Source organism: Streptomyces sp. NPDC005017 (genome assembly GCF_042873115.1).
In the GTDB taxonomy this organism is placed as follows: Bacteria; Actinomycetota; Actinomycetes; order Streptomycetales; family Streptomycetaceae; genus Streptomyces.
Genome location: NZ_JBIALD010000025.1, coordinates 83643 through 95990 on the forward strand (window position 1 = coordinate 83643; position 12348 = coordinate 95990).

Here is a 12348-nt window from a genome sequence, read left to right on the forward strand (position 1 = left end):
GTCCGACGGCCGCGATGCCCCTTCCCGCACGCCGTCGCCCGTCCCACGGCCGTTCGGCCCGGTCGCGCCGCCGCGACGAGGGACCAACGGCCCCGCTCGACTGGACCATCGGCCGCCGCGCCGACAACCGCCGCCGGTGGATGCTGACGGCGACCGATCCCGGAGGTATCCCGTGCACGACCATGTCGACCGCCCTCGAGGCCGATTCCACCGCTGCGGCTCACGGTGGGTGCCGCGCACGCAGATCCGCCGGAAGGGCCCTGGGCCCGGTCACCGTCCGGCCGCCCGCCTCGTCTGCCCTGACTCCAGGGCGGCCGGACACAGCACCAGGGCGCCGGGCAGGGCCGCGCGATGAACGCCACCGCCCATGCCATCCGGCGCCAGCGGCACGACGCGGGGGAGCGGCCCTTCATCGTCATCTGGGAGTCAACCCGGGCCTGCCCGCTGGCCTGCCTGCACTGCCGCGCCGAGGCCGTGCCCGCCCGCGACCCGCGCGAGCTGGACACCGGCGCCGCGAAGGACCTGCTGCGCCAGGTCGCCGCCTTCGGGCAGCCCGCCCCGCTGTTCGTCATCACCGGCGGCGACCCGTTCCAGCGCCCCGACCTGAACGAGCTCGTCGCCTACGGGCAGGAGGCCGGGGTCCGGGTCGCGGTGTCCCCGTCCGGCACCCCGACACTCACCGCCGAGCGGCTGCGGGAGCTGCACGAGGCGGGCGCGGTCGGGCTCTCGCTGAGCCTGGACGGCTCGACCGCCGAGATCCACGACACCTTCCGCGGCGTGCCCGGGGTGTTCCGCTGGACCCTGGACGCCTGGGACGCCGCCCGCGCCCTCGGTATGAAGGTGCAGATCAACACGACGGTGGCCCGGCACAACCTGCACGACCTGCCGGACATCGTCCGCCTGGTCGCCGAACACGGGGCGATGCTGTGGAGCGCCTTCTTCCTGGTGCCCACCGGCCGCGGCCGCACCCTGGGCGCGCTGACAGCCGCCGAGGTGGAGGACGTCCTCAACTTCGTGTACGACGTCGGCCTCACCGTGCCGGCCAAGACCACCGAGGCGCACCACTTCCGCCGCGTCGCCCTGCAGCGCCAGGTCCTCGCCGCCGCCGGCGACGACCACGCGGCCGTGCTCGGACTCGGCCCCCTGTACCGGGAACTGCGCGAGCGGACCGCCGAACTGCACCTGGACACCGCGGCCCGCCGGGTCCGGCGGCCACCCCTGGACGTCAACGCGGGCCGTGGCTTCGTCTTCGTCTCCCACACCGGCACCGTGCACCCGAGCGGATTCCTGCCGCTCGGCGCCGGAAGCGTGCGCGAGACACCGCTGACGGAGATCTACCGCACCTCGGAACTCTTCACCGGCCTGCGGGACGCCGACCGGCTCGGCGGCCGCTGCGGGGCGTGCGAGTTCCGCCGGGTCTGCGGCGGCTCGCGCTCGCGCGCCTACGGCGTCACCGGCGACCCCTACGCCGAGGAACCGTGGTGCGGATACGTACCCGGGTCCTTCCCCCGCCGACGGGAGCTGGCCGCGCTGCTGGGCGGCGGCCCCGACACGGAGGGCCAAGCTCGGCCCCGCCAGACCGCCGCACCGGGCGGCAAGGAGCGTCATGTACACCAAGCAGGATGACGCGGCCGCCGGGGGAGGCCGGCCGCCCACCAGGTTCAAGGCGTCCGGACCGCGCCGACGGCATCTGACGGCCCATGTCCTGGTCGCGGCCTGGGTGGTGCTCGCGCTGCTGGCGGCGAGCCTGCAGCAGACCCTGCCCGCCGCCCGCTGGCTGTCCGTCCACATGTTCCTGGTCGGCGCCGCCACCACCGCCGTCCTCGTGTGGAGCGAGCACTTCGCCGTGGCCATGCTCCACGCCCGGCTCCCCGAACGGCGCTGGAGCAACGCCCGGCTGGCCGGCGTCAACGCCGGTGCCGTGGGCGTCCTGACCGGCCTCTGGGCCGACCTGCCCGTACTGACCGGCGTCGGCAGCGTGCTGCTGATCACCGCGGTCGGCGCGCACCTGGTGGTCCTGGTCCGCATGGGCCGGGGCGCGCTCGGCGGACGGCTCGCCCCCATCGCCGACTACTACCGGGCCGGAGCCGCGGCCCTGATCGTCGGCGCGGTACCGGGCTGGCTGCTGGCCACCGGTACGGCAGGCCCCCAGCACTACGCCGGACTCAAACTCGCCCACGTACACGCCACCCTGCTCGGCTGGATCGGGCTGCCCGTCCTCGGCACGCTGTTCATGCTCTGGCCCACCGTGCTGGGTGTGCGGATGGCCGAGCGCACCACACGCCTGGCGCGCCGGGTGCTGATGCTCACCGGGGGCGGCCTGCTCACCGCCGTCGCCGCACTGGCCGCGGGACGGCGTCCCGCCGCCGTCGCCGGGGTCGCCGCGTACGCGGCCGGTGTCGCCGTCGCGGGGCAGCTCCTGGCCCGTACGGTGCGACGGCGGCCCGCGGTCTCGGCGGCCGCCGCGTGGATGCTGGCCGCCGCCACGGGCTGGCTCGTCGCCGGCGTGGCCGCGGACCTGGCGCTGCTGGCCGTACGGCCGCTCGCCGAGGTCGCGGACGGCGTCGGGTCCCTGGTCCCGGTACTGCTCGTCGGCTTCGTCGGGCAGATCCTCGTCGGAGCCCTCACCTACCTGCTGCCCATCGTGCTCTCCGGCGGGCCGGGGGAACGGGCCGCGCTGCGGGCCGTCCTCGAACGGGGCTGGGCAGCGCGGCTCGTCCTGCTCAACCTGGGCCTCGCCCTGCTCGCGCTGCCGCTGCCCGGCCCCGTCGGCACGGTGGGCACGCTGCTGGCCGGAGCGGCCGTGGCATCGTTCCTCGCCCTGGTGGTGTGGGCACTGGTCCGCGGCGCACAGAGACTCGCCCAGGACGCGGACCGGACCCGCATCGCCCGGCGCCCCGCCGTCTGGGGCACGGCCGTGGGCGCCGCGGTCACCGTGCTGGCCGTCCTCGTCGCCAACAGCGGCGGCGACACGAGCGGCCCGGCGAGCGCCGGCGGAACGGCGGGCCCGGGCGGCGGAACACCGCGCACGGTCGCCGTCATCCTGGCCGACATGCGCGTACGTCCCGCCCGGATCGAGGTCCCGGCGGGCACCGTACTGCGGCTGAGGGTCACCAACACCGACGCCCAGCGCCACGATCTCAAGGTCGAGAACGGCCCCTCCACCCCGATGCTCGCCCGGGGCGGCACCCGTGAACTCGACCTGGGACCTGTCACCGAGGACCGCGAGGCCTGGTGCACCCTGCCCGGCCACCGGGCGGCCGGAATGACGATGGACATCGTCGTGAAGGACGACTCGGCGACCGACGACGCCCACACCTCGGCCGCCGGCGGCAACGGCGAGCACCAGGGACACGCCTCTTCCGGCGCCGGCGGCGGGGCGCACGAAGGACACGCCACCGCCCCCGACGACAGCGGCCTGGACCTCGGCGCGCCCTTCACCACCGGCTGGCGGGCACGCGACGCGCGCCTCGCGCCCGCACCCGCCGGGAAGCTCCACAAGGTCGAACTGCGCGCCGCCCACACCACGGTGGAGGTCGCTCCGGGCGTGAAGCAGCAGATGTGGACGTTCGGCGGCACCGCCCCGGGCCCCACCCTGCGCGGCAAGGTCGGCGACGTCTTCGAGGTCACACTCGTCAACGACGACCACGACATGGGTCACGGCATCGACTTCCACGCCGGCTCCCTCGCCCCGGACGGGCCGATGCGCACGATCCGGCCCGGCGAACGCCTGGTCTACCGCTTCCGCGCCGAGAAGGCCGGAGCCTGGCTCTACCACTGCAGCACCGCACCCATGCTCCAGCACATCGGCAACGGCATGTACGGAGCGGTCGTCATCGACCCGCCCGGCCTGCCCGAGGCCGACCACGAATACGTACTGGTCTCCTCCCAGCTCTACCTCGGCACCCCCGGCAGCACCGCCCAGGTGACGAAGATGCGGCAGAACACCCCTGACGCCTGGGCGTTCAACGGCATCGCGAACCAGTACGCCCGTCAGCCCCTGAAGGCCAAGGCCGGTGAACGGGCCCGCTTCTGGGTCGTCGCCGGCGGTCCCGGCGACGGCATCGCCTTCCACGTCGTCGGCACCGTCTTCGACACCGTGTACAAGGAAGGCGCCTACCTGCTGAAGCCCCAGGACGCGGGCGGCGCGCAGGTGCTGGACCTGGCCCCGGCGCAGGGCGGCTTCGTCGAGACGACGTTCCCCGAGGCCGGCCACTACGCCTTCGTCGACCACGACATGCGCCACGCCGAGGCGGGCGCGCACGGCACGGTGGAGGTGAGCGGCTGATGGACACCGTCGGCTGGTGGTCCCTGGTGCGCTTCGCGCACGTGGCCGGAGCCGCCCTGTGGGTCGGCGGCCAGCTCGCCCTCTCCCTGGTCGTCCTGCCGCTGGCCCGTCATCTGCTCGCCCCGGACGCCAAGGACCGCTTCACCGCCGCGGCCGGCCGCCGTTTCGGGATGCTGACCGGAGCGGTGTTCCTGCCCGTGCAACTGGCCACCGGCCTGGCCATGGCCCAGCACAGGGGAGTCACCTGGGCGTCCCTCGCCGAACCCGGCTACGGCCGCACCCTCGCGGCCAAACTCGCCCTGTTCGCGGTGGTGATGCTCGCCGCCGCCGGGCACGGCATCGCCCACGCCAAGGGCCGCGCCGAACTGGCCCGGGTTCTCGCGGTCGTCTCGCTCGTCGGCTCGCTCGGCGTCGTCCTGCTGGCCACCGCCCTGCCCGCCACATGACCGACGGCCGCGCGAAACACGGAACGCGGCCACGAGAAGCAGAAGTTGGAGGAGGCATCATGCGCACCCGACCCGTCCTGGACGCAGCCACCCTGGAGGCGCTGCTGGCGGCCGCCGTGGCGGCCCCGTCGATCCACAACACACAGCCCTGGCGCTTTCGCCTCGACCCCGAGCACCAGGTGCTGGAGGTCCGTTCGGCCCCGGAGTGCACCCTGCCGCTGACCGACCCGATGCACCGCGCCCAGTACCTGTCCGTGGGCGCGGCGGTGTTCAACCTCCGCCTCGCCGCCCTCCACCTCGGCCGACGGCCGGAGGTGAGGCTGCTGCCGGACCCGCACGAGCCCGGCCTGCTGGCCGCCGTACGCCTGACCGCCCCGCTCGGCGACGACGACCGGGCGTCGGTCCCCGGGCTGTACGAGGCCATCGCGCGGCGGCACACGAGCCGGATGCCGTTCACCGGACGCCCGGTCCCCGAGCCGATCGTGGCCGAGATGATGTCGGCCGCGCACGCCGCCGGAGCCCGCCTGCACGTACCGGACATCGTGGGAACACGGCGGCTGCTGAACCTGACCGCCGCCGCCGAGGCACGCAACCACGCCCGCCGGGACCGCCTCGCCGAGACCCGCGCCTGGATCACCGCCCCGGGCGCGGACACGCCCTACGGCATTCCCGTCACCGCCCTCGGGCCGTCCGACGCGGGCCGGCGGATACCGATGCGCGACTTCACCGGACCCGTGCCCGTGACCCGCCGGCCCGCCCTGTGGTTCGAACGCCACGTCCAGCTGGGCCTGCTGTGGACCTCCCACGACCGGCGGGACGACTGGCTGCGCGCGGGCCAGGCCCTGCAGTACGTGCTCCTGACGGCGACCGCGCACGGGGTGCGCACCTCGCTGCTGCACCAGGCGATGGAGTGGTCCGACCTGCGGGCCGCGACGGCCCTGCCACGACACAAGCGCTGCCATCCGCAGGTGCTGATCCGGTTCGGCTACGGCCCGGACGCGGCCGGCACTCCGCGAGGACCCGGGCACGTCACCGGCCGTCCCCCGGCACCGCCGACGGATGACACCGACTGACCCGTTCACGAGCGGGCGGAGGCGCCGCGGCGCCTCCGCCCGACTCCCGTCCCGCGGACGGCGTCTCAGAGCGCGGCGCGCGTTCCGATGAGTTCGCGTCCGGTGACCATCTCCGCCTCGATCCGCACGAACACCGCGTCGCGCAGGGGCATCCAGGAGGTGGGGCCCGCCCGCAGCAGACGCTCGTGCTCGGCGGGATCGGTCACCACGGTGCCCCGTCCGGTGACGATCACGCTCCAGCCGGACCTGGTCGCCGCGTCGAACTCGTCCGCCTCGAAGGCGACCACGAAACCGTCGACGGCGCGGACGAGATCCGAGTCCGGCGAGGTGTGCAGCAGGACGGAGTCGTCCGTGTCCAGGGCGAAGTTGATGGGCAGGACCGCGGGCAGAGCGTGCCGTGTGTAGACCACGCGGCCGACCGGCACCTTGGCGAGCAGGCCCAGGCACTCCTGCCGGTCGAGTGCGCGGAAGGCGTCGTTGTGCAACATCAGCCCATCGTCCCCCGGGGCCCCTGCGACGGGGTAGGGCCGACCGGCCCTACCCACCGGGACCAGGGAGGGCCGGTCGCGCGCGTCGCGCCCCGGGTGGGGCCGCTGTGCTTACTGGGGCGGGGCGGTTGCGCCGCGGAGGGCGGCCCGGGCCGGGACGTCGTACTCCCGGCTACGACCTGGGCCGGGACGTGCGCGCCCCGGACGCGCCTCGGCGGGGCGGGACCCGGGCCTGGGCGCTGTCCCGGTGGGGCGGGACCCGGGCCTGGGCGCTGTCCGGACTGGCGGGACCCCGAGCCGGGCGGACACGGCCGGTCGGGGGGACGGCCGGACCCGTGATCCGGGACCGTCCGGGCGGGACCCGGACCTGGGCGGATGCCGACTGGCGGGACCCCGAGCCGGGCGGACACGGACGGTCGGGGGGACGGCCGGACCCATGATCCGGGACCGTCCGGCGCGGTCGGCAGGGACAGTCGGCCCATGCCCGCGACAGGTCCCGACGCGGACAGTGGATATGGGACGACGTTCGGCCGTCGCGCGGACAGGACGACGCGACGCGCAGGCGATCCCAGTGGCGCAGTGCCACCTGATCAAGAGGGGACGGACAGCATGGTCCAGCAGTTGAAGTCGCAGAGCGGCGGTTCGCCGTCGGGCGCACCGGTGTCGGGCCGGGCGTGGATGATGCTGGCCCTGGCCACGGTCGGGTTCGCCGTGAACTTCTGGGCCTGGGCGCTGCTCAGCCCGCTCGGCCCCCGCTTCAAGGACGGCCTCGACCTGTCGTCGTTCGAACAGTCGCTGCTGGTCGCGGTGCCCGTGGTGGTCGGATCGCTGGGCCGAATCCCGGTCGGCGCACTGACCGACCGGTTCGGCGGGCGGGTCATGTTCCCGATCGTCTCCGCGGCCACCATCGTGCCGGTGCTCTACCTCGGCCTGGCCGGGCACTCCTCCCTCGCCGCCCTGCTGATCGGCGGCTTCTTCCTCGGCATCGGCGGCACCGCGTTCGCGGTCGGCGTGCCGCTGGTCAACGCCTGGTTCCCGCCGGAGCGGCGCGGTCTCGCCATCGGCGTCTTCGGCGCCGGCATGGGCGGCACCGCCATCAGCGCCCTGACCACGGTGAAGCTGGTCGACGCTCAGCGCATGTCCACCCCCTTCCTGATCACCGCCGCGGCCCTGGCCGTGTACGCCGTCGTCGCCGCGCTGCTGCTGCGTGACGCACCCGGCCGCACCGTGCCGACGGAGCCGCTGGCCCGCCGGCTGGCCGCCACCGCCCGGCTGCCCATCACCTGGCAGGCGTCCGCCCTCTACGCGGTCGCGTTCGGCGGCTACGTCGCCTTCTCGGTCTACCTGCCCACCTACCTCAAGACCGGCTACGGCCTCACCCAGGCCGACGCCGCGAACCGCATGGCCGGCTTCGTGCTCCTCGCCGTGGCGATGCGCCCGGTGGGCGGCTGGCTGTCGGACCGGCTGGGCCCGGCGAAGGTGCTGTCCGGCTCGCTGTCCGTGGTCGTGGCCGGTGCGCTCGTGCAGTCCTTCACCCCGGCCCTGGCGCCGGTCGGCACGATCGCCTTCCTGTCGATGGCGGCCGCGCTCGGCGCGGGCAGCGGGGCGACCTTCGCCCTGGTGGCGCTCCTGACCCCGGCCGACAAGGTCGGTTCGGTCACCGGCGTGGTCGGTGCCGCGGGCGGACTGGGCGGCTTCCTGCCGCCACTGGTGATGGGCTCGCTGTACGGCACGTACGGGACCTACGCGGCCGGACTGGTCCTGCTCGCGATGGTGGCGGCCGCCGCGCTGGCCTACACCCTCACCGGCATCCGCGCCGCGGTCGAAGGCGGCGAGCGCGAGCCGCGCACCGGCCGCCGCCACGGGCACCGCACGGCGGACACCCGCGCGTAAGGACGAGCGGCAGGCATCGGACAGGCCGAGAGGAAAGGAGAGGGACCGGTGTGCGAGTACTGCGGCTGCCAGGCCCTGGAGACGATCGACGAACTGACCCGGGAACATGACGAGGTGGTCCGCCTGATCAGCCACCTCCGGCCCGCCCACCAGGCCGGTCAAGCGGCCAGGCTGGCGGAGGTCGCCCGGGAGATCGCGAGCGTCCTCGGTCCGCACACCCAGGTCGAGGAACACGGCCTGTTCCCCGCCCTGGCCGGGGACTTCCCCGACCAGATCGCCGCCCTGGAGGCCGAGCACCGCCGTGTCGAGGCGGTGCTGGCCGAGGCGGCCGACGGCGCCACGCCCTCGGACCCGACCTGGCCGGACCGCCTGATGGCGGCGGCGGCCCTGCTGCGCGCCCACATCCTGAAGGAACAGGACGGCGTCTTCCCCGCCGCACTGGCCTACCTCGGCACGGAGCAGTGGGAGGCGGTCGAGGCGGCGCGCGCCGGGGCGGGCGGGACCCCGGCCCGGCCCGCCGCCTGAACACCCTCCGGCGCGCGCCGGAGAACGGCACGGGCAGTGTCTGTGGCCCGGCGGCGAAGATGACGGGCGGTGTCTGCTGTGGCCCGGCGGTGAGGATCTTGCGACCCTGGAGACGACGAGGTGGACGGCTCGGGGACGACCAAGGAGCTGATCATGGGCCGATTCGAGGCGACCGTGGAGATCGACCGCCCCATCGAGGAGGTTTTCGCCTTCCTCGCCGACGGCACCAACGACCCCAAGTTCAGTCCCCGTGTCCAGTCGATGCAGCGGACCCCCGACGGGCCGACGGATGTGGGCACCGTCTACCGGAGCAAGGTGAAGGACGCGGGGATGACCACGGACCGGGAGTTCCGCATCAGCGCCTTCGACCCTCCGCGCCGCATCCGCTGGGAGGAGCGGTCCAAGAACCTGATCACCGCCACCGAGGGCGGCTACGACCTCGACCCGCTCGACGGCGGCCGGCGCACCCGTCTCCACGTATACAACGACCTCGAAGGACACGGCGTGGGCAAACTGCTGGCACCCCTGGCCCTCGCCGCGGCCCGCAAGGACGCCCCCGCCTTCGCCGACCGCATCAAGGACGCCGCCGAGCACGTGTGACCTGACCTGACAGGGGCGGGCCGACCTGACCGGGGCGGGCCGGACCGCCCGGCCGCACCTCGGACTCACTCGGCCATGGACTCGAAGATCTCGCCCCAGAACGCGGATTCCTCCACACAGCACGGGTCCTGGGCGATCATGCGGTCACGCAGCTCACCGAGCGCGTTCGCGCGTACGGCGTCTTCGTCCGAGTCCAGCGCGTCGCCGAACTGGGCGACGAGGCCGAGGAGCACGGCGAGGACGGGCAGGGAGTGGGCGGCCGTGCCCTGCCAACCGGCCCCGTGATCCCACCCGTTGGGATCGTAGTGGGTGATGTCACCGTCCGCCGCGTCGAGCATCAGGTGCTGGTCGCCCCAAAGGGCCACGGTGAAGCAGAAGTTCTCCGGCGGTGAATCGTCGTCGGGGTAGCGGTTCCCGTACAGCTCGTCGGCGTCGAACGGCTCCAGTCCGTCCCGGCCTCGCAAGTGGCGCGTGTCGATCCCCGCGCCCTTGACCTGGACGGCCGGAAAGCCCACGGACAGCAAGAACGCCTTCGACTCGGCATCGGTCAACTCGGCCGGCAGCGCTGCCTCGTCCGGTCGCCAGAGCGAGCCCTCGCCCAGCCGCTCCTCCAGCCACGCCGCGTCCGGAATCAGCGGAGTGTTGTCGCTCGTCACAGCCCTGCTCCCATGCATCCTGCTTCACCCGAACACCGTCGGCGCCCAGTCAACCGCACGACGGTGGAGGCTTCGTCACCCGAGTCGACCGGCGAGCTCCTGAAGTTCCGCCAGTCCCACCGCGCCTATGAAGGCCATGGGGCTCATGTCCGGGGAGAGAGCGTGGCCGGGCTTCGGTCCCAGGCCTTCTCCGATCTTGGCGTGGTCGGCCGTCGCCGTGCCGGCCAGCCACTTCACCCGGGCGGGGGTCATGGGCGGCTGCCGGAGGCGTTCGACGGCCGTCATCAACGCGGGGATCCCCCAGGCCACGAAGGTGAACCGGTGTGTCCCCGTGGAGATCTCGACCTGCCTCTTGATCCCGCGTGAGGTGTCGCGGACCTGGGTGATGACAGGGAGGAAGACGCTGAAACGGCCGCGCATGCGGTTGAACGGGTGGGCGTTGAAGACGAGTCGGTAGTTCGTCACATGCAGCCTCCCGCCGATCGCCTCCATGCCCCGCATGCCGACCGTCCACATCATCTGGTCGTGGCCATAACGTTCCAGCCCGGCTTCGGCGACGTTCACCACGGCATTGGCGTTCTTGGAGAACTGCACCGCCTCGTCGGGCAGAAGGTCGTTCGAACCGAGTGCCATGGCCACCACCCTAGAGCAGGGCGGCAGGGCGCGGCGTTCTGCTCGCATCCCCGCCGCGACGACTCCTGCGCCAGCCGCTACACGTCGGCGACGACAAGCCGGTAGCCGACATCGAGTGCCTCACGGTCGAGCAGATCGGCGTGGCGTCGGTGCCATCGGCGGGAGGTGAGGTCGTCGGACAGCCGCGTCAGTCCCGGCTGGAGGAGCCCGTCGCCGATCTGGGCGAACAGCGAGATACCGGCCCGCACCCGGGGATCGAGGTACGCCTCCGGCCGACGCCAGAACGAGGCGAGGAATCCGTCGGTGCAGTCGTGCGGAACCGGGACGGGTTCGACGCGGGCGCCTCCCAGCAGGGCGACCAGACGCTCGACGGGGACGGCTCGTCGCTCGTCGAACGCGGCCGCTTCCGGCAGGTACTCCTTCAGCAGCCAGAAGCCGTGGCTCATCTCGAGGTCGAAGGTGAGGATCACGATCCGCCGCCGGGCGACGCGGCGCAGTTCGCCGATGCCGGCTTCCAGGTCGCTCCAGTGGTGCACGGTCAGCAGGGCCATCACCGCGTCGGCTGAGTCGTCGGCGACGGGGATCGACTCGGCGGACGCCTCCAGCGCCGGCGCGGCTCCCGCCGGGCGCTGGGCGATCATCACCGAGCTCGGTTCGACGGCCAGCACCGTCTGTGCCGGTTCGTAGGAGCCGGTACCCGCTCCCACGTTGATCACGGTGGCGGCGTCGCCGAGGGCCTCATGGATTCCGGCGGCGATACGGGGGTCCGGTCGTCGGGTGTGAGCGTAGGTCGCGCCGATGCTGTCGTATGTGGCCACGGCAAGCAGTATGCGCGGCGGGCTGGGGCCGACACCACGCCCACGGTGCGCGTCCCGGGCGTGGTGGCGCCGGTCGGGCGGCGGGGTCGCGCCGGTGACGATGCCGCCTCGGCGTCCGCGGACCGGGGGAGACTGGGGTCGACACGAGGAGGTCGCATAGATCCCGAAGAGCCGATGTACCGGTTCCGCCGCGACGTCACGCGGACGGAAGGACCCTCGAGCCTTCTTCACCTGACAGGTGTGAACGTTCTGGCCCAGGCCGCCGGCATCGCGAGCTGGTGGATCCGCAAGGGCGTCGCCGACCGTGTCGAGGTGCTCCACGGGCAACGCCTCGTCCTCACCGTCTCGCAGACCGACGTCCAGGTCCTCGACGACCCGCGCGAGCCGGACGCGTATCTGGTCGGAGCACCGGATCACGAGGGCGCCTTGACGCACGTCGGGCATGCGGCCCAGTTGCGAGACGCGTTGATCGTCGCCGAAGGGCAGTTGCCGGCCCGTTGCACGTCGGCCTCGGTGGAGATCCGCCGAGACCGGTCCACCGTTGCGCTTGTCACCCGGGCGGATCTGGGCCGGATCTTCATCAGGCCCCTGCCCGGACCCTGATCCGGCCGACTTCGCCGACGTGATCCACGCGAGCAGGGTCACGCGAATCCCGCGCCCGGCGCCGCCCCACCCCGCCCAGCCGGCCCTTCGGCGTCCCCCGGGCGCAGGCATTGACACGGTCGGAGGCCTCCGTGAGACTCCCGGGAGAGCGCTCTCCCGGCTCTATTTCAGGGCCCAACCCCCCTCATGGAGATGCATATGAGCCTCCTGTCCCCCTTATTGCGGCGCGTCCGGCGCGGAAGACCCTTGCTGGCCGCGACGGTCGCCGCCGTGGTCGCGGTCGCCGGGGCGCTCACCGCCACGCCGGATACCGCGTACGCCGCAC

The 12348-nt window shown here is 73.5% G+C and carries 12 protein-coding genes; 8 read left to right on the forward strand and 4 right to left on the reverse strand.

Annotation, left to right across the window (positions count from 1 at the left end):
* Positions 1-351 precede the first annotated feature (351 nt).
* Genes ACFYR0_RS30045 through ACFYR0_RS30060 form a run of 4 tightly spaced genes read left to right on the forward strand, consistent with a single transcriptional unit; the run spans position 352 to position 5807 of the window.
* Entirely contained in the window at positions 352-1626 is a 1275-nt protein-coding gene (locus ACFYR0_RS30045) for a TIGR04053 family radical SAM/SPASM domain-containing protein (RefSeq protein ID WP_389334922.1), read from the forward strand.
* Complete coding sequence (locus tag ACFYR0_RS30050; RefSeq protein WP_389334925.1) at positions 1607-4288, forward strand: multicopper oxidase domain-containing protein; 2682 nt, start codon at positions 1607-1609, stop codon at positions 4286-4288. The genes ACFYR0_RS30045 and ACFYR0_RS30050 overlap by 20 nt, the downstream gene beginning before the upstream one ends.
* On the forward strand, positions 4288-4734 hold the full coding sequence (locus ACFYR0_RS30055; RefSeq protein WP_389334928.1) for a hypothetical protein: 447 nt from the start codon (positions 4288-4290) through the stop codon (positions 4732-4734). Before ACFYR0_RS30050 ends, ACFYR0_RS30055 begins: the two co-directional genes overlap by 1 nt.
* A gap of 59 nt (positions 4735-4793) precedes the next feature.
* Positions 4794-5807, forward strand: a complete 1014-nt coding sequence (locus tag ACFYR0_RS30060) for an Acg family FMN-binding oxidoreductase (protein WP_389334931.1) — start codon at positions 4794-4796, stop codon at positions 5805-5807.
* 65 nt (positions 5808-5872) lie between these two features.
* On the opposite strand, the gene ACFYR0_RS30065 is transcribed toward ACFYR0_RS30060, so the two are convergent.
* Positions 5873-6295, reverse strand: a complete 423-nt coding sequence (locus ACFYR0_RS30065; RefSeq protein ID WP_389334934.1) for a pyridoxamine 5'-phosphate oxidase family protein — start codon at positions 6293-6295, stop codon at positions 5873-5875.
* A 609-nt stretch (positions 6296-6904) separates the two neighbouring features.
* Here ACFYR0_RS30065 and ACFYR0_RS30070 point away from each other — a divergent pair.
* From ACFYR0_RS30070 to ACFYR0_RS30080, 3 genes are all read left to right on the forward strand, one after another.
* A complete protein-coding gene (locus ACFYR0_RS30070) occupies positions 6905-8188 on the forward strand; it encodes an MFS transporter (protein ID WP_389334937.1) in 1284 nt (427 codons plus the stop codon).
* A 48-nt stretch (positions 8189-8236) separates the two neighbouring features.
* Positions 8237-8713: a hemerythrin domain-containing protein gene (locus tag ACFYR0_RS30075; protein ID WP_389334940.1), complete on the forward strand. Its 477-nt coding sequence runs from the start codon at positions 8237-8239 to the stop codon at positions 8711-8713.
* Positions 8714-8863: 150 nt separating this feature from the next.
* On the forward strand, positions 8864-9313 hold the full coding sequence (locus ACFYR0_RS30080) for an SRPBCC family protein (protein ID WP_389335055.1): 450 nt from the start codon (positions 8864-8866) through the stop codon (positions 9311-9313).
* Between the two features lie 65 nt (positions 9314-9378).
* Here the strand turns inward: ACFYR0_RS30080 and ACFYR0_RS30085 are convergent, their stop codons facing one another.
* The 3 genes from ACFYR0_RS30085 to ACFYR0_RS30095 all read right to left on the reverse strand — a co-directional run bounded on the left by ACFYR0_RS30085 (position 9379) and on the right by ACFYR0_RS30095 (position 11420).
* Positions 9379-9969, reverse strand: a complete 591-nt coding sequence (locus tag ACFYR0_RS30085) for an SUKH-4 family immunity protein (protein ID WP_389334943.1) — start codon at positions 9967-9969, stop codon at positions 9379-9381.
* 75 nt (positions 9970-10044) lie between these two features.
* The gene (locus tag ACFYR0_RS30090) at positions 10045-10602 is read right to left on the reverse strand and encodes a hypothetical protein (RefSeq protein WP_389334946.1); all 558 of its coding nucleotides are present in this window, start codon (positions 10600-10602) and stop codon (positions 10045-10047) included.
* A gap of 77 nt (positions 10603-10679) precedes the next feature.
* Positions 10680-11420: a class I SAM-dependent methyltransferase gene (locus ACFYR0_RS30095; protein ID WP_389334949.1), complete on the reverse strand. Its 741-nt coding sequence runs from the start codon at positions 11418-11420 to the stop codon at positions 10680-10682.
* Positions 11421-11594: 174 nt separating this feature from the next.
* Between ACFYR0_RS30095 and ACFYR0_RS30100 the strand changes: the two genes are divergently transcribed.
* A complete protein-coding gene (locus tag ACFYR0_RS30100) occupies positions 11595-12023 on the forward strand; it encodes a hypothetical protein (RefSeq protein WP_389334952.1) in 429 nt (142 codons plus the stop codon).
* Positions 12024-12348 lie beyond the last annotated feature (325 nt).

Excerpts from the sequence above, each read along its gene's own strand:
- ACFYR0_RS30045 (WP_389334922.1), top strand. The coding sequence starts at position 352 with ATGAACGCCACCGCCCATGCCATCCGGCGCCAGCGGCACGACGCGGGG.
- ACFYR0_RS30050 (WP_389334925.1), top strand. The coding sequence starts at position 1,607 with ATGTACACCAAGCAGGATGACGCGGCCGCCGGGGGAGGCCGGCCGCCC.
- ACFYR0_RS30055 (WP_389334928.1), top strand. The coding sequence starts at position 4,288 with ATGGACACCGTCGGCTGGTGGTCCCTGGTGCGCTTCGCGCACGTGGCC.
- ACFYR0_RS30060 (WP_389334931.1), top strand. The coding sequence starts at position 4,794 with ATGCGCACCCGACCCGTCCTGGACGCAGCCACCCTGGAGGCGCTGCTG.
- ACFYR0_RS30065 (WP_389334934.1), bottom strand. The coding sequence starts at position 6,295 with ATGTTGCACAACGACGCCTTCCGCGCACTCGACCGGCAGGAGTGCCTG.
- ACFYR0_RS30070 (WP_389334937.1), top strand. The coding sequence starts at position 6,905 with ATGGTCCAGCAGTTGAAGTCGCAGAGCGGCGGTTCGCCGTCGGGCGCA.
- ACFYR0_RS30090 (WP_389334946.1), bottom strand. The coding sequence starts at position 10,602 with ATGGCACTCGGTTCGAACGACCTTCTGCCCGACGAGGCGGTGCAGTTC.
- ACFYR0_RS30100 (WP_389334952.1), top strand. The coding sequence starts at position 11,595 with ATGTACCGGTTCCGCCGCGACGTCACGCGGACGGAAGGACCCTCGAGC.